We start from the raw sequence: 15,894 nt of genomic DNA on the forward strand, positions 1-15,894 counted from the left end.
GGTGTATTTCGTCCGCACCGCCGCAGAGCGCGACCTGGAGAAGGTGCGCGCCCTTCTGGTGGAGAGCTTTCACGCCACCTATGACGATCTTCATGGCAAAGCCAGGGTGGATGAGCTGATCGCCCATCTGTTGTCGCCGCCGGCGCTGAAGGCGCGCCTTCAGCGCAAGGACGCCGAGTTCCTCGTCGCCGATGACGGCCGCAACATCGGCGGCATGGGCTATGCGGTTATGTCGAAGGAGCTGACGAAGACCGTCATGCTGCATCTGCTCTATGTCAGCCCGGCGCTCCAGCGCCAGGGTATCGGCCGGGATATTTTCGCCGAGCTCGAAACCTGCTTCCCGGATGCGGAAATCATGCGTCTCGAAGTCGAACCGCGAAACGCGGCGGCAATTGCCTTCTACCGGGCGCACGGCTTCACCGAGGTCGGCCGCAATGAGAACAGAGCGCCTGGACAATCCGGCATTCCGGCGCTGATTTTCGAGAAAGCGCTCGAAGGCCATTGAGATCGTGATGATCGACTTGCCCGATATTCTCATTCGCGAAGCGTGCGAGGAGGATCTGCCGGCGCTTGTGGCGCTGTTTGCCGCCGACGCGCTCGGCGGTCACGGCGATACGACGGATGCCGAGGCTTTTTCCGATTATGCCAGGGCTTTCGCCGTCATCGAGGCGTCGCCCGACCAGACGCTCTACGTCGCCGAGCGCCGTGGCGAAGTGGTCGGCACATTTCAGACGATGCTGACGACCTCTCTAACCGGTCGCGGCGCCTCCGCGATGATCATCGAGGCGGTGCAGACGCGTGCCGACATGCGCGGGCAGGGGATCGGTAACGCAATGATCGAGTTCGCCATCACCGAGGCAAAAGGCCGCGGTGCGCGTCTTGTTCAATTGACCTCGAATGCAATACGCAAGGATGCCCACCGTTTCTATGAAAGGCTTGGCTTCAAAGCCTCGCATCTGGGCTTCAAGATGGCCCTGAAATGACCCTTGCCTCTCGTGGAATCGCTGGACAATTCGGCTTGGCGACGGCATAAGCGGGAAAACGAATTCTGGTTTGGCTCGCATTCGGCGGGCACAAGGAAAAGACATGTGGAATCTTCTGGTTCAAATCTTTACCTGGTGGAACAGTCAGACGATAGGCACGCGTTTTGCGACCTGGCGTTTCGGCAAGCGCGTCGGCGAGGATGAATTCGGCAACGTCTATTACGAAGGCGGCATGTCTTCCTACGGTCTGCCGAAGCGTTGGGTGATCTACAAAGGTTATGCCGAAGCCTCCGCCATCCCTCCGGGCTGGCACGGCTGGATGCATCATCGCACTGATGTTCCGCCCTCCAAGGAAAACTACGTCGCCAAGGAATGGCAGAAGGCGCATCGGCCGAACTTCACTGGTTCTCCGCAGGCTTACCGTCCGCCGGGCTCACTCGCGGTTCCGGGCGAGCGGCCGCGCGTCACCGGCGATTACGACGCCTGGACGCCTGGCAACTGAGACGGCTTAACCGGGTGATCCCAAGCCCGGCTTTTGGCCACAATTGACCTTTACCCGCAGGTTGGCCGTGCTTGACCGCGGCCGTGAACTGAAAATGTCTGGAGACGGGTACACATGAAGCTCTTCACGCGGAACATGGTCCTGCGTGGCGCCGGATCGCTGCTGGCGCTCTTGGCTCTGCTTCCACCGGTTGCGGCGCATGCCGCACGCATCGAGAATCCGGTTGCCGTCTTCTCCGGCCTTGACAAGATCACCGGGCGTATCACCACTTTCGACGTTTATGTCAACGAGACGGTGCAATTCGGCGCGCTGCAGGTGACGCCGAAGGCCTGCTATTCACGCGATCAGGCCGAAGCGCAGAAGATCGACGGTTTCGTCGAGGTCGACGAGATCACCCTCGACCGCAAGATCCGCCGCATCTTCACCGGTTGGATGTTCGCCGACAGCCCCGGTCTCAATGCCGTCGAACACCCGATCTATGACGTTTGGCTGAAGGAGTGCAAGACCACCTCGGACGTCCCGGCGCCCGATAAGGCCAAGGCGCCCGCCCGCTAGCATGTCCCCCGAGGGTCACGCGGGGAATGCATTCAGCCAATATTGGAAGCGCGGCGCACACTCGAAAGATGCGACGCGCCTTGGCTTGGCTGGGTTCCGTTTTGGCGGGCGCACGGCGCGGTTATGCGGTGGGTGTTTTGTTCCTTTTGAAGAGGCCCTTGGCGAGGCGGAGCCCGCCCGCGAGCGCAACAACGACGAGGATGCCGGCCTTCTTGAAGAAGGCAAGGGCTAGGGCCAGCAGCCCGACTTTCGTAGCAACCTTGGCGCCTGCGCCGGCAGCGATCATTCCCGCCATACCATAAGCGGCGATCTTGTCGCCTTCAACATAGTCGGCATAGGCCACTCCCTTGTCGAACTGCACGAGCTGGGTGACGGTCGAAATGGCGTCCTTGATCTCGTTCAGCTGCTCGAGCCCCGCAACGAAGTTGAATTGGAAAACGCCTTCGCGGCCGAACACGCGCACGGAATAGTTCAGCGTGTGCGGCACCTTCGGATCGTCACCGAACGTCAGGTCGCGGGCCCAATGCAATGCATGCGCAGATTTGTCGTAATGCGGAGGCGAAGCCCAGCCGACCAGCGTGATCTTCTCGAAACCCTGCTTCTGGCGTTCGACGTTACTTTCCCTGATCGAATCCTTGATGCTCTGCAACAGTTCGTCGTAATCCGTCGTGGCGGCGTCGGCGTCCGAGACGTAGCCGTCGGCACTGTATCCCACGACGGAACCCCAGGATTCCTCATCGGTCGGCGCATACCTCGCCGGGAAAATCATGCCGAGCGTCCCTTCTGCTGTTTCCGCTGGATTTCCCCAGATGTCGACGAGCACTTTCTTCGTATCGGCAGGATTGAGATAGTAGAAGTCGGCGGGCACGTTGAGTGTTGCCTTGGCTTCAGGCAGCTTGATCGCGCCCTGCTGAAAATCGAGCTTCTCCAGCAATGGCTTTTCCGCCTCGGAAAAATCGGTCCGGTTCGCAAACATTTCCTGGTAAGGGCGTGCGTCCGCATAAGCCGTAAACAAGGCGAAAAGCATCGCCGCGGCAAAATATTGCTTCAAAATTCTATCCCCCGTTGTATTTTCGACCCCTATTCAAATCGGTCGGAAAAATCAACGGGAGTGGGAAACGAGCCCGTTTAAAACTTGAGGTGTGGCGATTCCATCGCGGCGGCAAGCAGCGCCGCATAATCTGCCTTCGAAACGTCGACCGCTCCGAACGTCTTCAGATGCTCGGTGGTGAATTGCGTGTCGAGCAGGGTGAAGCCCTTTTCCTGCAGCCGGCGGACCAGATGCACGAGGCAGATTTTCGAGGCGTCCCGCCGGCGCGAAAACATGCTTTCGCCGAAAAAGGCCGAGCCGAGTGAAACCCCGTAGAGGCCGCCGACAAGGGTGTCGCCGTCCCAGGCTTCGACGGTATGGGCATGACCGATTTCGAAGAGCGTCGAATAGAGCGATCGGATCGTCTGGTTGATCCAGGTGCTGGGACGTCCGGATGTTTCCTCCGCGCAAGCTGCGATCACCTCACCGAAGGCGTGATCGAACCGGATATCGAAGGGTTTCCTGCGAATCGTTTTGGCGAGGCTTTTTGATATGTGGAAATCATCGAGCGGCAGCACACCGCGCAATTCCGGCTCGACCCAGAAGATCTCCGGGTCGTCGGCAGATTCGGCCATCGGAAAGAGGCCGATCGAATAGGCGCGCAGGAGGATGTCAGGAGTGATGCCTGGTGACTTCCTGCGCGAGCCTCCCATTCCTGTCCTACGCCGCCGGTGTGTTGGCCAGATAGTGCTCCAGCCAGTGGATGTCGTAGTCGCCGTTGGCGATGTCCTGGTTGGAGACGAGATCCTGGAACAGCGGCAGCGTCGTCTTGATGCCGTCGACCACGAATTCGTCGAGCGCGCGGCGCAGGCGCATCATGCATTCGACGCGGGTGCGGCCGTGCACGATCAGCTTGCCGATGAGACTGTCGTAATAGGGTGGGATCTTGTAGCCCTGATAGGCGCCCGAATCGATGCGCACCCCGAGCCCGCCTGGCGCGTGGAAATGCGTGATCGTGCCGGGCGAGGGCACGAACGTGCGCGCGTCCTCGGCATTGATGCGGCACTCGATGGCGTGGCCGGAAAAATGGATCTCATCCTGCGTCACCGAGAGACCGCCGCCGGAGGCGACGCGGATCTGCTCGTGCACGAGATCGATACCGGTTATCGCTTCGGTGATCGGATGCTCCACCTGCAGGCGGGTGTTCATTTCGATGAAATAGAATTCGCCGTTCTCGTAGAGGAATTCGATCGTGCCGGCGCCGCGATATTTCAGCTTCTTCATGGCGTCGGCGCAGATCTGGCCGATCTTCATGCGCTGCTCGACATTGAGCGCCGGCGAATTCGCCTCTTCCCAGACCTTCTGATGGCGCCGCTGCAGCGAGCAGTCGCGTTCGCCGAGGTGGATGGCATTGCCTTCGCCGTCGCCGAACACCTGGATTTCGATATGGCGCGGCTTGCCGAGGTATTTTTCCATATAGACGGCATCGTTGCCGAAGGCGGCTGCCGCTTCCGTGCGCGCCGTCGACCAGGCCTCGATCAGGTCGGCCTCGCTTCTGGCAACCTTCATGCCACGGCCGCCGCCGCCGGCCGTCGCCTTGATCAGCACGGGATAGCCGATTTCGGCAGCTGTCCGCAGCGCATCCTCTTCGGTCTTCACTTCGCCGTCCGAGCCTGGGACGACGGGAATGCCGAGTTCCAGCGCCGTCGTCTTGGCGGTGATCTTGTCGCCCATGATGCGGATGTGGTCCGCCGTTGGCCCGATAAAGGTGATGCCGTGGGCTTCGAGGATATCGGCGAACTTGGCATTCTCAGAGAGGAAGCCGTAGCCCGGATGTACGGCGTCGGCGCCGGTGATCTCGCAGGCGGCGACGATCTGATGAATATTGAGATAGCTCTCGCGCGAGGAGGGCGGGCCGATGCAGACGCTCTCGTCGGCAAGGCGCACATGCATGGCATCGGCGTCGGCGGTGGAGTGCACCACGACGCAGGCAATGCCGAGCTCTTTGCAGGCCCGAAGGACCCGAAGGGCGATTTCCCCGCGATTGGCGATGAGGATTTTCGAAATCATGGGCTTGGGCCTATTCGATGACGACGAGGGCTTGGCCGTATTCGACGGGATGTCCGTCATCGACGAGGATCTCGGTGACTTTGCCTGACTTCGGCGACGGAATCTGGTTCATCGTCTTCATCGCTTCGATGATGATGAGCGTCTGGCCTTCCTTGACGGTGGCGCCGATCTCGATGAAGGGACGTGCGCCCGGAGCCGGTGCCATATAGACGGTGCCGACCATCGGTGCGTTGACGACATTCGCCGGGTTGCGGCCGGGTGCTGCGGGCGCGGCAGCGGCTGCTGCCGGAGCAGCGGCGGCCGCCGGAGCGGCGAAGGCCGGTGCTGCGATCGGAGCCTGGACGTATTGCGGCGTGCCTCCGCCGCGCGAAACGCGGATGCGCAAGTCGTCCTGCTCGACCTCGATCTCCGTCAGATCCGTCTCGTTGAGGATGTTGGCGAGATCGCGGATCAGTGCCTGATCGATACCCGATTTCTTTTCAGCCATGGTGTTGCCCTGTCTTCTTCTTATGCCGTGATGTTCTTCAGCGCATGCAGCGCCAGGATGTAGCTGTAAGGCCCGAAGCCGCAAATCACGCCCTTGCATGCCGGCGCGATCATCGACTTGTGGCGGAATTCTTCCCGTGCATGAACGTTGGAGATGTGAAGCTCGATGACGGGAATGGAAATGGCGCGGATCGCGTCATGCAGCGCGACCGATGTATGCGTATAGGCGCCTGCATTGATGGCAACGCCGGCGGCCTTTTCGTCGGCCTCATGGAACCAGTCGACGAGCACGCCCTCGTGATTGCTCTGGCGGAAATCGATATCAAAGCCGAGTTCGCGCCCGGCTGCCTTGCAGTCCGCTTCGATGTCCTTGAGAGTCTTTCCGCCATAAATGCCGGGCTCTCGTTTGCCCAGCATGTTCAGGTTTGGGCCGTTCAGGACAAAAATCGTTTGCGTCATCGAATGTTCCGTTAAATCCACGACGGCAACCTATAGACTCCGCGACGGCTGATTGAAAGCCCTTACGGATTGGCCGGCAGGAATCGTGCCACAATTGTCCACATGGCTGAAACGCTTCGATTCTGGCGATTTGATGAGTGCCCCGATCGGCGTCTTTCGTCAGCAGGCAGTCTTGCCGCAGCTGCGCATGTTCTTGACCTTGGCTTCGAGGTCATCGAGCCCGACGGCACCCGGTACCAGTTCGTTGCCGATCACATAGGAGGGCGTGCCGCTGATGCCGAGGCTGGAGGCGAGCTGGTAGGTCGCCTGAACGATTCCGTCATTCGGGCTCTTTGCCATCTCGGCACGAATCTTGTCTTCGCTGACGCCAAGCGAGGCGGCGACGGCCATCGCCGTTTCGTCCGAGGCGCGGCCAGCGTGTCCGAGAAGCGCAACATGGAAATCGGCATATTTCTCGGGCGCCAGCCTGCGGAAGGCGTCGGCCACTTTGTGGGCGGCGACCGAGTCCGGGCCGAGGATCGGGAATTCCTTGAGTACGAAGCGAACGTTCTTGTCCTTCTTCAGCATCGCCTGCATGTCGGGAAGGGCGTGACGGCAGTAGCTGCAGTTATAATCGAAGAATTCGACGACGGTGACGTCGCCCTTGGGATTGCCAAGCGTAACGTCGTTCTTCGAGGAGAAGATATCGGCCGTGTTCTCTTCGATCGCCATATTCGCCTTCACCAGCCGTGCGGCTTCCTGCTTCTTCTGCAGCGCATCCTGGACTTCAAGCATGATCTCGGGGTTTTCGATCAGATATTGCTTGATGAATTCACCAAACTCCTTCTTCTGCTGATCATCGAGCGCTGCCGCCGGAAACGGGAGCGCGATCGATGCGGCAAGCGCCAGTGCGGTGAAGCTTTTCGAGAAGAAGGCCATGATATCCTCGTCATCGGCGATGTGATCCTGGTCGAGAGACCGTCGCCGGGTTATGGACTTGAACGCGTCGCGTCAAGGTACGGCGCGTCGGGTTCTGCTCAAACAGGAATTTTCGTCCCAGGGCGAGCCTCTCGGGATTGTGATGAGCCGATTAATGCGGCAATTGTCTGGCCATCATCGAAGAAGCCGAGCGAGAAGCGATCTTGTTTTCCATATCGAAACGCAGTGAAGTCGAGCCCTTTCATGCCATGGACGTGCTGGCTGAAGCGACGAAACGGCGCGCGAGCGGCCATCCCGTCATTTCGATGGCGGTCGGTCAACCCTCGCACCCCGCGCCTCGGGCCGCTCTCGATGCAGCGCGCGCAGCCCTTGCCGAAGGCCGAATCGGTTACACCGATGCGCTGGGAACGGCGCGGCTCAGATCCGCGCTTGCCTGGCACTATAAGGATCGCCGCGGTCTGGAAATCGACCCCGCGCGGATTGCCATCACCACCGGTTCCTCGGCCGGCTTCAACCTTGCCTTCCTGTCGCTCTTCGATGCCGGTGATGCCGTGGCGATTGCCAGGCCCGGCTACCCCGCCTATCGCAATATCATGGGTGCGCTGGGTCTGAAGGTTGTCGAGGTGCCGGTCACGGCGGAGACCCATTTTACCCTGACCCCCGAGAGCCTTGAGGCGGCGCAGAAGGAAAGCGGCGTGAGGCTGAAGGGCGTGCTGCTCGCAAGCCCCGCCAACCCCACGGGCACGGTGACCGGCCGCGATGGACTGAAGGCGCTCGCCGATTATTGCGCGGCCCATTCCATCGCCTTCATCTCGGATGAAATCTACCACGGGCTGACCTTTGCCGGCGAGGAGGCGAGCGCGCTGGAACTGACCGACGAGGCGATCGTCATCAATTCCTTCTCCAAATATTATTGCATGACCGGCTGGCGGATCGGCTGGATGGTGCTCCCCGAGCGCCTGGTACGGCCGATCGAGCGGGTGGCGCAGAGCCTCTATATCTCCCCGCCCGAACTCTCCCAGATCGCAGCGGTGGCGGCACTTGGCGCAAGCGAAGAGCTCGATCAGGTCAAAGCGAGTTATGCAGCAAATCGGCAATTGCTGCTCGACCGTCTGCCAAAGATCGGCCTGGCGCCCGCTTCGCCGATGGACGGCGCCTTCTATGCCTATGTCGATGTTTCCCGCTTCACCAATGACAGCATGGGCTTTGCCAAACGCATGCTTGCCGAAATCAATGTCGCCGCAACACCGGGCCTGGATTTTGACCCGCTGGAGGGCCACCGCAGCCTGCGTTTGTCCTATGCAGGCTCGCAGGTGGAAATCGCCGAGGCGGTGGAGCGGATCGCAGCCTGGCTGAAGTAGCGGGGCAAGCCGCTTCTTGCCCTCATCCATCAGCTGCGCGATGAAAACAGCGAGGCTAGCGTCGAAGCCGGCTTGTTGCTCAGCCGTGGCACGACCACAAGCTGCTTGATTTCGCCGCGTTTGTAGGCGGCCAGGAAGCGCTTGTAATCCTTGAAGGAGACGCAGCCGTTGGAATCGCCGTTCTTGCCGAGCATATAGGTATGGGCAAGCAGACCGACGCGGTCATAGATGGCATCCGAGCCTTCGACCGGCGTCAAGCGCAGGGCTTCGACGCCGTGGAAAAGAGCCTCGCGCATGGTGAGGACATAGGTATGCGGCGGCGTCGGCCCGCGCATTTTCTGGTTTGCGAAACGCGGCTTGTCGCGCATCTTGCCGAGACCGGAATGGGCCTCCAGCCGTTCGCCGTTGGGCAGGTAGACGGTGCTGTTTTCGATGTCGTAGATCGCAACACCCGCACGCAGCTTCGGCGAGAAAAGCGGCTTGTCGTAGCGCGGCACCGCGTCGTCCTCGTCGTCCTGGATCGGCGAGTTCGGCTTGGCATAGGCAAGAACGGGTTCGGCGGAGCGCTGCGAACCCTTGGCGGCCGGTGCCGGTTTGCCGATCAGGCCGTCTGGACGCGCCATCGGCAACGGCACAGAAGCGGCATCCGGCGACAGGACGAGATCGAAGGGTTGATCTTCCGCTGCTGCGACGACGACCGGTGCGGATTCTGCTGCAGGAATTGAGGCGGTCCGGACAGGAGGCGCGATCGGCTCGACCGGGGCGGGCGCGATCTGCCGGGGGCCAGCGTCGGCAAGTGCGAGCATCGCCGGGAGTTCGGCCGCGGCGACGGCTTCCTTCGACGGAACGATGATGCGGTCACCGTCCTCTTCTTCTATCTCTGCCGAGGCGAGCTCAACCGGCGGGGATGCTATCGCATCATCCTTGCGAAACTTGACGCTGTCCGAGATCGCGACAACGACCGGTTGCTCGGCAGCCGTGGTGAGCCGAGTGTTTCTTGTAAGAGCCGCCAATGCGGTTGCGGCGGCGGCAGTCTTCTCGGCGTGGGACTGGATGAGGCTTGCTGTCAGCGGCATTTTCGGCTTCGCGTTGAAGGCGGCCAGCCGGTCGGCCTTGCCGACATGGATCAGCCGCTCATGGCGCGTTGACGGCGCCAGCTTCGGCGCGGTCCCGATCTGTGTCAGGCTACCAGGTGGAGAAAAAGGCGCGGCCACCGAATGCATGGTCGCCAAGGTCGCGATCAGCCATGTTGAGGTTAAAAGCCCGGCGCCGACGACACCGTAAAGAAAACCGCGAGATCTGCGTGAACGCAAAGCAGATCCGCCAAGAGGGGCGACGTTATCCAACGTCCCTACCGCAAACGCCATACTACACTCGTCTTTCAAACTCGCTACGCAGGCCGGCGGCACTGACTGACTGAACTTCGCCGGGCGCCGGTAAAGGCGCAAAAGGGCCGAATTTTGGCCGCCTGCGACTTCCGACTGTTTCGCAAGGATGACGAATTATGGTTTCTAATTTGTTTACGCGATATCGCGGTTTCTTGCGATGTCTCAAAAAGAGATGCGCGTCGGCGTCTCAGGCGCGTTCCATCACATAACTTCCCGGCGCTTCCTCGATCGCGTTCAGGGCATCGCCGCCGGGTTTGCGCGCCGCAACGCGCCTGCCGTCATGCGTCTCGATCCAGGCTTGCCAATGCGGCCACCACGACCCCGGCGTCTCGGTTGCCTGCTCCAGCCAGGTCTCATAGTCGCCCTTGGCCGGGCCGCCGGTCCAGAATTGGTATTTCTTCTTGTCGGGCGGGTTCACGACGCCGGCGATATGTCCCGAACCGGTGACGACGAACTCCACCTTGCCGCCGAAGAACTGGCTGCCGAGGAAAACGGATTTGGCAGGGGCAATGTGATCCTCGCGGGTGGCGAGATTATAGATCGGGATTTTCACGTCCTTCAGCGACACGCGTTTGCCGTCGAGGATCATCTCGTTCTGCGTCAGCGCATTGCGGAGGTAGCAGTTGCGCAGGTAGAAGGCGTGGTTTGCCGCCGCCATGCGGGTCGAATCGGCGTTCCAGAACAACAGGTCGAAGGGCAGGGGCTCCTGGCCCTTGAGGTAGCTGTTGACGAAATAGGGCCAGATCAGCTCGGAGGCGCGCAGCATGTTGAAGGCCATCGACATCTTCGAGCCGTCGAGATAGCCGGCCGCCTGCATATGCTCCTCGAGTGCCGCAAGCTGCTCCTCGTCGACGAAGACCTTGAGGTCGCCGGCATGGGTGAAATCCACCTGAGTGGTGAAGAGCGTGGCGGTCTTGATGCGTTTGTTCTTTTCCTTGGCATGCAACGCCAGCGTTGCCGCCAGCAGCGTGCCGCCGACGCAGTAGCCGACGGCATTGACCTCCTTCTCGCCGGTCGCCTTCTCGATCGTCGCAAGCGCAAAATCGATGCCCTCGCGGGCATAGGCTGCCCAGTCCTTGTCGGCGTGGCGCGCATCCGGGTTGACCCAGGAAATGACGAAGACGCTATGACCCTGGTCGACGCACCACTTTATGAAGGATTTCTGCGGATTGAGGTCGAGAATATAGAATTTATTGATCCAGGGTGGGCAGATCAGCAGCGGCCGCTTCAACACGGTCTCAGTCGATGCCTCGTACTGGATGATCTGGCAGATGTCGTTCTGGGCGATTACCTTGCCAGGCGTCAGCGCCATGTCGCGGCCGACGGCAAATTTCGTCATGTCGGTCTGGCGAAGGCGAAGATCGCCATTTCCGGCGGCAATGTCCTCGGCCAGCATCTTCATCCCCCGCACCAGGTTTTCGCCGCTGGTCGCGATCGTCTCGCGGTAAAGTTGCGGATTGGTGGCGACGAAATTGGTCGGCGAAAGCGCTGCCGTGATCTGCTTCACGTAGAAGCCGGCCTTGTGTTTAGTGTGCTCGTCGAGACCATCGGTCTCCGACACTATCTTCTCGGCCCAGTCTGATGTGACGAAATAGACCTGGCGCAGAAAATCGAAGAACGGGTTCTTCTGCCAGTCCTCGTCGGCAAAGCGCTTGTCCTTGCGGGTGTCGGGCTCGGCTGTCGCCGGTTCGCCCTGCGCGCTTTGCATGCGCTGCATCGAGCGCATCCAGATGCCGAAGAACGAGGACATCAGCTGCGTCTGCGCCTCAAAGGTGCGACGTGGATCGGAAATCCAGTATTCGGTGACCTTGGAGAGAGTCTTGACCATGTCGGTCATCGGATCAACGGCGCTATCGGTGATCTCGCCGCGTTCGCGCGGAGCAAGCCAGGCAGAAGCGGCTTTCCCGAGATTTTCGAGGGCCCGGGCGAAATTCATCGTCATGGCCTCGGGATCCTTCAACAGATAAGGATCGAGATCGGTTGCGTCGAAACCGGTCTTGCCGCCATTTTTCTGGCCGCCACTCTCCTGCTTGCTGTCGGTCACCATTTCCTCCGGCGGCAGCACTCTTTTTATCCGTTTGTTGTACATCGTGACCGAACGAGAAAACAAGTTCCACCCGCATCGGCTCGTGCTATTGCTTTGTGGCTGCGACAAATTTAACAGTCGAAGCAATCAGAACTGGATTTTGAGGCATGATCAAGAACGGCATTCGGCGCATCGCAATCTTCAACCGCACCGCATTGATCTGCGCGGCGGCGGCGATGGCCCTTGCCGGATGCAATCTGACGGCGGAGGAAAAGGCCGCCGCCGCCGCCAAGCGAGCGGCCCCGACCGCCGTCGTCATGCCGGCAACCAAGGGCGAGGCGGTCGAAGGCGGTCTGACGAAGTCGCCGGACGGCTATCCGAATTTCGGCGCGCCGCTCACGGCCGCCAATGTCCAGATGAGTGACGAGCAGGCGGCCGAACTGCAGCATCAGCTGACCGCGCTTGCCGCCCGCCGCAAGGCCGGCGCGATATCGGAAGCCGAATATCAGGCCAAGGTCACCGAAATGCGCCGCCTCGCCGCCGAGCACGGCGCGCAGACGCTGTCCGAAATCTCCAAATAAACCTTGCCTTTCAGGCAATTTGGACGCAAAGCCTTCCGGATGGATCGGAAGACGTAATTTTCCCGATAATGCGTGGTTGTGCGGCCTTCCGTCAAAGATTTGCCGCGTGGCTTGGGTCTGATGAATACGGCGCTGCGATTGGGAAGTTCGTGTCGCAGCCGCCGGAAGACGGAACGAACTTCGACCGCGGCCCGAAAGCCGCCTTTCCATGGGGAATGAAATGGAAGAGTTTCACAAAGTCCGGCGTTTGCCGCCTTATGTTTTCGAACAGGTCAACCGTTTGAAAGCAAGCGCGCGAGCGGGCGGCGCCGATATCATCGATCTCGGCATGGGAAACCCCGATCTTCCCACTCCCCAGGCAATCGTCGATAAGCTGTGCGAGGTCGTGCAGGATCCGCGCACGCACCGTTATTCCTCCTCCAAAGGCATACCGGGGCTCCGCCGCGCCCAGGCCGCCTATTATGCCCGCCGTTTCGGCGTGAAGCTCAACCCGGATACGCAGGTGGTCGCCACCTTGGGCTCCAAGGAAGGCTTCGCCAACATGGCGCAGGCGATCACCGCGCCCGGCGACGTGATCCTTTGCCCCAATCCCACCTATCCGATCCACGCTTTCGGCTTTCTGATGGCCGGTGGCGTGATCCGCTCGATGTCGGTGGAGCCGGACGAGACCTTCTTCCCGCCGCTTGAGCGCGCGGTTCGCCATTCGATTCCGAAGCCCTTGGCGCTGATCCTCAACTATCCCTCGAACCCGACAGCCTTTGTCGCGACGCTTGATTTCTACAAGGACGTCGTCGCTTTCGCCAAGAAGCACGACATCATCGTGCTCTCCGACCTTGCCTATTCGGAGATCTATTTCGATGGCGCTCCGCCGCCGTCGGTTCTCGAAGTTCCAGGTGCAATGGATGTGACCGTCGAGTTCACCTCGATGTCGAAGACCTTCTCCATGCCCGGCTGGCGCATGGGCTTTGCCGTCGGCAACGAGCGGCTGATCGCCGCGCTGACCCGTGTCAAATCCTATCTCGACTACGGTGCCTTCACGCCGATCCAGGTGGCGGCGACGCATGCGCTGAACGGCGACGGTTCCGACATTGCCGAAGTCCGCAACGTCTATAAACGTCGGCGCGATGTCATGGTCGAAAGCTTCGGCAAAGCCGGCTTCGACGTGCCGCCGCCGGCGGCCACCATGTTCGCCTGGGCGAAGATCCCGGAAAAGTTCCGTCATCTCGGTTCGCTTGAGTTCTCCAAGCTGCTGGTCGAGAAGGCCGACGTCGCCGTTGCCCCGGGCATCGGCTTCGGCGAGATGGGTGACGACTACGTTCGTCTGGCGCTTGTCGAGAACGAACACCGCATCCGCCAGGCTGCGCGCAACATCAAGAAGTTCATGTCGACGGCGGACGAGACGATGCATAACGTCATTTCGCTGAACGCCCACCGTTAATCCAACTCTCCGGCAGCCGCGTTCGGCGGCTGCCGCCACTCAGACATTCAGGATCGATCCATGGCAGATGCCCTCAAAATCGGCATTGCGGGCTTGGGCACCGTTGGCGCCTCGCTTGTCCGCATCATTCAGCAGAAGAGCAACGAACTTGCCGTCACCTGCGGGCGTCCGATCATCATCACGGCGGTCTCGGCGCGTGACAAGTCGAGGGACCGCGGAGTCGATCTTTCCGGTGTGACCTGGTTCGACCGGCCGGAAGAGCTTGCCGAAAAGGGCGATATCGACGTCTTCGTCGAGTTGATGGGCGGGGCTGGAGGGGCCGCCAACATCTCTGTGCGCACGGCACTCCAGCGTGGTCTCCATGTGGTGACCGCCAACAAGGCGCTGCTTGCCTATCACGGCGTCGAGCTTGCGACGATCGCCGAGGAGAAGGGCTCACTCTTAAATTTCGAGGCGGCGGTCGCAGGCGGCATCCCGGTCATCAAGGCGCTGCGCGAATCGCTGACGGGCAATGCCGTCTCGCGCATCTACGGCATCATGAACGGCACCTGTAATTACATCCTGACCAAGATGGAGAAGGAGGGGCTTGCCTTCGCCGAATGCCTCAAGGAAGCGCAGCGGCTGGGTTACGCCGAGGCTGATCCGGCCTTCGACATCGAGGGCAATGACACAGCCCACAAGCTCGCGATCCTGACGACGCTTGCCTTCGGCAATCGCATCGCGGCTGACGACATCTACCTCGAAGGCATCACCAATATCTCAATCGAGGATATTCACGCAGCCGCCGAACTCGGTTACCGCATCAAGCTGTTGGGCGTGGCCCAGCGCACCGAGACCGGCATAGAACAGCGGGTCCACCCGACCATGGTGCCGGTCGATTCGGTGATCGCCCAGGTCGACGGCGTCACCAATGCGGTGGCGATCGAATCCGATGTGCTCGGCGAGCTGCTGATGGTCGGCCCAGGCGCCGGCGGCAATGCGACGGCCTCGTCCGTGCTTGGCGATATCGCCGATATCGCCAAGAGCCAGCCGGGCGCCCAGCGCGTACCGGTCCTCGGTCACCCTGCAAAGGCGCTGGAGCCTTACCGCAAGGCGCAGATGCAGAGCCACGAGGGCGGCTATTTCATCCGCCTGACCGTGCTCGACCGCACCGGGGTCTTTGCAAGCGTCGCAACCCGCATGGCCGAAAACCACATCTCGCTCGAATCGATCGTCCAGCGTTCCAAGCAGCACCTGGCGCCGTCGCATCACCAGACGATCATTCTCGTCACCCATGCGACGATGGAGGAGTCCGTGCGCAAGGCCGTCGCCTCGATCAAGTCCGAAGGTTATCTCTTCGGCGAGCCGCAGGTCATTCGCATCGAACGACCGAAGGAAGAAGCTTAAGCCTTTCTCACCGGGAAATATCAGCCGCCTGTCTCCGCCCTGTCTCCGGCAGGGCGGCTTTTCCGTATTGTGGGGCAAGCGCCAAGGCAGATGTCGCAGGCGAACGCGACGGCCGCATATCATGGGGTCCAACCGTTGTTCTTAATCCGGACGGAGAGGTTGTGAAGCAACTGCCTCTTGGGAAGCGGGGCTGCAGGTGGCGGATATCCCGCCGGGCCTCAATCAAAGCCGTCAGGGGCATCAGCAGCAACGTTCATTAGCACCTGCTCCACAATCCCCGGTTTTTCTGTTAATCGTTCGGCCCCGTGCGGAAGTCTATATTACCAAATACGGAAATACTGATATAAATAAAACCATAGATGGTGAGTCGTCGGGTGGAGTATACCATGAGCAAGGACAGCCATGCCGGGAAGGAGCATGGTTCCCCACGCGAGGTGCCGCCAGCCCGCCCTGACATATTTGCAGATATCCTCAAGCCCGTGCGCCGTGACCTTTGGGACGAGAGCCATGACCAGGGCCTTGACGATGAACACACGGAAGGTCGCAACTGGGCCATTCTGCTGACGGTATTTTCGTTCCTGTTGGTGCAGATCGGTGGCATCGCCCTGATCGTCTGGTTGGTCTTCTGGTAAAAATCCGTGTCTGCAAATCCATCGCTATGTTATCTCCGCTGCTCCTGTAGAAAGAACAGCTGAAGTCAGCGGAGTTTGG

General features: G+C 60.6%; 17 protein-coding genes. 9 read left to right on the top strand and 8 right to left on the bottom strand.

All coding sequences use genetic code 11. The annotated features are described in order from the left end of the window. The first annotated feature begins 1 nt into the window (after position 1). The 4 genes from J0663_RS18330 to J0663_RS18345 all read left to right on the top strand — a co-directional run bounded on the left by J0663_RS18330 (position 2) and on the right by J0663_RS18345 (position 2,040). Positions 2 to 505: a GNAT family N-acetyltransferase gene (locus J0663_RS18330; protein WP_207241811.1), complete on the top strand. Its 504-nt coding sequence runs from the start codon at positions 2 to 4 to the stop codon at positions 503 to 505. 7 nt (positions 506 to 512) lie between these two features. Next, complete coding sequence (locus tag J0663_RS18335) at positions 513 to 983, top strand: GNAT family N-acetyltransferase (RefSeq protein WP_207241812.1); 471 nt, start codon at positions 513 to 515, stop codon at positions 981 to 983. Between the two features lie 103 nt (positions 984 to 1,086). After that, complete coding sequence (locus J0663_RS18340; RefSeq protein WP_207241813.1) at positions 1,087 to 1,485, top strand: NADH:ubiquinone oxidoreductase subunit NDUFA12; 399 nt, start codon at positions 1,087 to 1,089, stop codon at positions 1,483 to 1,485. Positions 1,486 to 1,599: 114 nt separating this feature from the next. Then, complete coding sequence (locus tag J0663_RS18345; RefSeq protein ID WP_207241814.1) at positions 1,600 to 2,040, top strand: DUF2155 domain-containing protein; 441 nt, start codon at positions 1,600 to 1,602, stop codon at positions 2,038 to 2,040. Between the two features lie 121 nt (positions 2,041 to 2,161). Here J0663_RS18345 and J0663_RS18350 read toward each other — a convergent pair whose 3' ends face one another. The 6 genes from J0663_RS18350 to J0663_RS18375 all read right to left on the bottom strand — a co-directional run bounded on the left by J0663_RS18350 (position 2,162) and on the right by J0663_RS18375 (position 7,003). Beyond that, positions 2,162 to 3,091: a DUF2167 domain-containing protein gene (locus tag J0663_RS18350; RefSeq protein WP_207241815.1), complete on the bottom strand. Its 930-nt coding sequence runs from the start codon at positions 3,089 to 3,091 to the stop codon at positions 2,162 to 2,164. A gap of 77 nt (positions 3,092 to 3,168) precedes the next feature. After that, positions 3,169 to 3,783, bottom strand: coding sequence for a leucyl/phenylalanyl-tRNA--protein transferase (gene aat, locus J0663_RS18355; RefSeq protein ID WP_207241816.1), 615 nt, complete (start codon positions 3,781 to 3,783; stop codon positions 3,169 to 3,171). A gap of 7 nt (positions 3,784 to 3,790) precedes the next feature. Further along, complete coding sequence (gene accC / locus J0663_RS18360; RefSeq protein WP_207241817.1) at positions 3,791 to 5,140, bottom strand: acetyl-CoA carboxylase biotin carboxylase subunit; 1,350 nt, start codon at positions 5,138 to 5,140, stop codon at positions 3,791 to 3,793. A 10-nt stretch (positions 5,141 to 5,150) separates the two neighbouring features. Beyond that, entirely contained in the window at positions 5,151 to 5,627 is a 477-nt protein-coding gene (accB, locus tag J0663_RS18365) for an acetyl-CoA carboxylase biotin carboxyl carrier protein (protein WP_207241818.1), read from the bottom strand. A gap of 20 nt (positions 5,628 to 5,647) precedes the next feature. Further along, positions 5,648 to 6,085, bottom strand: a complete 438-nt coding sequence (aroQ, locus tag J0663_RS18370) for a type II 3-dehydroquinate dehydratase (RefSeq protein WP_207241819.1) — start codon at positions 6,083 to 6,085, stop codon at positions 5,648 to 5,650. Between the two features lie 159 nt (positions 6,086 to 6,244). Next, the gene (locus tag J0663_RS18375) at positions 6,245 to 7,003 is read right to left on the bottom strand and encodes a DsbA family protein (protein ID WP_207241820.1); all 759 of its coding nucleotides are present in this window, start codon (positions 7,001 to 7,003) and stop codon (positions 6,245 to 6,247) included. A 203-nt stretch (positions 7,004 to 7,206) separates the two neighbouring features. On the opposite strand from J0663_RS18375, the gene J0663_RS18380 reads away from it, so the two are divergent. After that, positions 7,207 to 8,364, top strand: a complete 1,158-nt coding sequence (locus tag J0663_RS18380; RefSeq protein WP_207241821.1) for a pyridoxal phosphate-dependent aminotransferase — start codon at positions 7,207 to 7,209, stop codon at positions 8,362 to 8,364. 29 nt (positions 8,365 to 8,393) lie between these two features. Here the strand turns inward: J0663_RS18380 and J0663_RS18385 are convergent, their stop codons facing one another. Together J0663_RS18385 and phaC are read right to left on the bottom strand one after the other, a co-directional pair. Continuing rightward, a complete protein-coding gene (locus tag J0663_RS18385; protein ID WP_207241822.1) occupies positions 8,394 to 9,731 on the bottom strand; it encodes a DUF2778 domain-containing protein in 1,338 nt (445 codons plus the stop codon). 208 nt (positions 9,732 to 9,939) lie between these two features. Next, positions 9,940 to 11,799, bottom strand: a complete 1,860-nt coding sequence (phaC, locus tag J0663_RS18390; RefSeq protein ID WP_221119922.1) for a class I poly(R)-hydroxyalkanoic acid synthase — start codon at positions 11,797 to 11,799, stop codon at positions 9,940 to 9,942. 146 nt (positions 11,800 to 11,945) lie between these two features. Here phaC and J0663_RS18395 point away from each other — a divergent pair, with 146 nt between their 5' ends. From J0663_RS18395 to J0663_RS18410, 4 genes are all read left to right on the top strand, one after another. Continuing rightward, positions 11,946 to 12,359: a hypothetical protein gene (locus J0663_RS18395; protein WP_207241823.1), complete on the top strand. Its 414-nt coding sequence runs from the start codon at positions 11,946 to 11,948 to the stop codon at positions 12,357 to 12,359. A 220-nt stretch (positions 12,360 to 12,579) separates the two neighbouring features. Then, on the top strand, positions 12,580 to 13,797 hold the full coding sequence (locus tag J0663_RS18400; RefSeq protein WP_207241824.1) for an LL-diaminopimelate aminotransferase: 1,218 nt from the start codon (positions 12,580 to 12,582) through the stop codon (positions 13,795 to 13,797). 60 nt (positions 13,798 to 13,857) lie between these two features. Then, on the top strand, positions 13,858 to 15,183 hold the full coding sequence (locus J0663_RS18405; protein WP_207241825.1) for a homoserine dehydrogenase: 1,326 nt from the start codon (positions 13,858 to 13,860) through the stop codon (positions 15,181 to 15,183). A gap of 386 nt (positions 15,184 to 15,569) precedes the next feature. Continuing rightward, complete coding sequence (locus J0663_RS18410) at positions 15,570 to 15,815, top strand: hypothetical protein (RefSeq protein WP_207241826.1); 246 nt, start codon at positions 15,570 to 15,572, stop codon at positions 15,813 to 15,815. The last annotated feature ends 79 nt before the right edge of the window (positions 15,816 to 15,894 follow it).

It is taken from the genome of Rhizobium lentis (assembly GCF_017352135.1).
GTDB lineage: Bacteria > Pseudomonadota > Alphaproteobacteria > Rhizobiales > Rhizobiaceae > Rhizobium > Rhizobium lentis.

Excerpts from the sequence above, each read along its gene's own strand:
- phaC (WP_221119922.1), bottom strand. The coding sequence starts at position 11,799 with ATGGTGACCGACAGCAAGCAGGAGAGTGGCGGCCAGAAAAATGGCGGC.
- accB (WP_207241818.1), bottom strand. The coding sequence starts at position 5,627 with ATGGCTGAAAAGAAATCGGGTATCGATCAGGCACTGATCCGCGATCTC.
- J0663_RS18340 (WP_207241813.1), top strand. The coding sequence starts at position 1,087 with ATGTGGAATCTTCTGGTTCAAATCTTTACCTGGTGGAACAGTCAGACG.
- J0663_RS18335 (WP_207241812.1), top strand. The coding sequence starts at position 513 with ATGATCGACTTGCCCGATATTCTCATTCGCGAAGCGTGCGAGGAGGAT.
- J0663_RS18375 (WP_207241820.1), bottom strand. The coding sequence starts at position 7,003 with ATGGCCTTCTTCTCGAAAAGCTTCACCGCACTGGCGCTTGCCGCATCG.
- aroQ (WP_207241819.1), bottom strand. The coding sequence starts at position 6,085 with ATGACGCAAACGATTTTTGTCCTGAACGGCCCAAACCTGAACATGCTG.
- accC (WP_207241817.1), bottom strand. The coding sequence starts at position 5,140 with ATGATTTCGAAAATCCTCATCGCCAATCGCGGGGAAATCGCCCTTCGG.
- J0663_RS18385 (WP_207241822.1), bottom strand. The coding sequence starts at position 9,731 with ATGGCGTTTGCGGTAGGGACGTTGGATAACGTCGCCCCTCTTGGCGGA.
- J0663_RS18400 (WP_207241824.1), top strand. The coding sequence starts at position 12,580 with ATGGAAGAGTTTCACAAAGTCCGGCGTTTGCCGCCTTATGTTTTCGAA.
- J0663_RS18405 (WP_207241825.1), top strand. The coding sequence starts at position 13,858 with ATGGCAGATGCCCTCAAAATCGGCATTGCGGGCTTGGGCACCGTTGGC.
- J0663_RS18410 (WP_207241826.1), top strand. The coding sequence starts at position 15,570 with ATGAGCAAGGACAGCCATGCCGGGAAGGAGCATGGTTCCCCACGCGAG.
- aat (WP_207241816.1), bottom strand. The coding sequence starts at position 3,783 with ATGGGAGGCTCGCGCAGGAAGTCACCAGGCATCACTCCTGACATCCTC.
- J0663_RS18395 (WP_207241823.1), top strand. The coding sequence starts at position 11,946 with ATGATCAAGAACGGCATTCGGCGCATCGCAATCTTCAACCGCACCGCA.
- J0663_RS18345 (WP_207241814.1), top strand. The coding sequence starts at position 1,600 with ATGAAGCTCTTCACGCGGAACATGGTCCTGCGTGGCGCCGGATCGCTG.